This window comes from Finegoldia magna (assembly GCF_018371055.1).
GTDB lineage: Bacteria > Bacillota > Clostridia > Tissierellales > Peptoniphilaceae > Finegoldia > Finegoldia magna_I.
In genome coordinates, this window is record NZ_JAGYZD010000284.1 from 1 (window position 1) to 1,986 (window position 1,986).

Sequence of the window (1,986 nt, forward strand, 5' to 3'; positions counted from 1 at the left end):
TGTTTCTTGTAGTCCTCAAACTCATTCTTAAACCAGTCCTTCACCGAAAAATCGACAAACACAGGCCACAACAAAATATCAGAGTCAATCATAGAAATATAAGTATACAAATCCTCATCCCAGAAATCACCGCAAATCAACGTTGAAAAACTCACTCCATCCATCTTGTACAAATACAACTTGCTGCCTTCCCTGTAATCGCTGCAAGCAGAAGGCTCCTTCCAACCAGGACTCATTCTCCTGTAATTGTTCAAAATCTCCCCACGTTTAGTCACAGTCATTTGCGAAGAATAAAACGCACCATGATCATTCTCAATATATCCGAACGAAATCGCAACCTCATTCTCCCTCGCAATCCTGCGAATCTCCGCAATCTCATTCGAATTTTGCGTCACAGGAACACCGACATCATCCTTGTACACAAAACTCAAACACTCAAACCCTTGCAGAAAACTCTCCCCAAACACGCACATGTCAGCTCCATTTTCAGCTTCCTCTCTCGCATATTTCTCAATCTGCTTCATATTAAATACCTTATCATTCAAACGTTGCTCTACGGCACACAAACTAATCTTCATTACTCAAAAAACTCCTTTGCATAACTAAGCTCTCCACGAGTCTTGAAACCATCCTCGCATCTCGCCATGAAATAATCATCCTCAATATAAAAAGGACACAAAATCCCGTAGTCTCTCGCCCTCGTGAAACCAAATTTCGTGAACACATCAGGCTCACCCATCACGCAGACAAATTTCACACCACGACTCATAACATCATCGACAGCATTTCCCACAAGCAAATCCACATTATCGTCACTCAAATGCTCATCGTCAACGTAGAAAATCGACAGCAACAACCCATCGAACTTCCTAACACGACACCTCGTAAACATCACAATCCCACAAATCACATCTCCGTCTTCCAATACAAAAGTACAATCCTCACAGAAACTCTCCGATTTCACAATATCCTCAAACAATTTTGCATCGCTCTTCTCAGAAAAACTGTACCTCATATCAGAATCTCTCAACAAATCACAGCATCTGTCATAATCATCCGCATTATATAATCTATATCTCATAAATCCCTCTTTTTCATCATTCGTTACATCAATTATATCCTAATTCACACACATTTACCATTTCTATCATCACATCACCCACAAACCACACACTCATAAAATAACCATATTTAAGTAATAAAATTAAATCATTACGAAACAAGGAGGAATTAATGCAACAAACTAAAAAAAGATACACAATAGGCGAAGAAATCTTCAACTCCGTAACACATGGAGTGGGAGTTCTAATAGCAATAGCGTTCATGGTATTGTTAATCATAAAATCACAAGGCAACCCTCCACTCATAATTGCAAACATAATCTACGGAGTAAGCCTAATGCTGATGTTTTTATTCTCCACACTATATCACGCCATCACCAACACCAAAGCAAAAATAGTCCTCAGATATTTTGACCACTCTGCAATATTCATCTGCATAGCTGGAACATTCACGCCAATAATAGTTAGAGTGTTACAAGGCGCACAAAGAGTAGGATTTTTAGTAGCCATTTGGCTTATAGCACTAGTAGGAATAATCCTCAAAATCACAATATTCAAGAAAAATCTCCAAGAAAAATACAAAAAACAATCACTCATACTTTACGTAGTAATGGGATGGATGTCTGTATTACTTATGAAAAATGTCATCCAAATCTCTGGAATGCTTTCATTCATACTCATATTATCGGGAGGAATACTCTATTCCATCGGAGTCTACTTCTACGCTAAGAAAAGAAAATACTTCCATTCAATATGGCACATATTCATAATACTAGCATCAGTAGCTCAGTTTTTCGGAATATATTTCGGATAAATTTTTTCAGCTCAAATCATGACCACCCGTAAAACGGGTGGTTTGTTCATGGGCTATAAGCCCGAGTGATACCAACCAGCGTCTCAAGGCGCTGGTTTTCACTCTGTTCAA

3 protein-coding genes are annotated in these 1,986 nt (G+C 38.6%); 1 reads left to right on the forward strand and 2 read right to left on the reverse strand.

Annotation, left to right across the window (positions count from 1 at the left end; all coding sequences use genetic code 11):
- Both KHW44_RS09105 and KHW44_RS09110 read right to left on the reverse strand, forming a co-directional pair.
- On the reverse strand, positions 1-578 hold a 578-nt coding region (locus KHW44_RS09105; RefSeq protein WP_304068722.1), incomplete at its 3' end, for a carbon-nitrogen hydrolase family protein.
- A complete protein-coding gene (locus tag KHW44_RS09110; RefSeq protein WP_304068725.1) occupies positions 578-1,081 on the reverse strand; it encodes an acetyltransferase in 504 nt (167 codons plus the stop codon). The genes KHW44_RS09105 and KHW44_RS09110, both read right to left, overlap by 1 nt.
- A 152-nt stretch (positions 1,082-1,233) precedes the next feature.
- On the opposite strand from KHW44_RS09110, the gene KHW44_RS09115 reads away from it, so the two are divergent.
- Positions 1,234-1,875: a hemolysin III family protein gene (locus KHW44_RS09115; RefSeq protein ID WP_304068728.1), complete on the forward strand. Its 642-nt coding sequence runs from the start codon at positions 1,234-1,236 to the stop codon at positions 1,873-1,875.
- Positions 1,876-1,986: the final 111 nt, after the last annotated feature.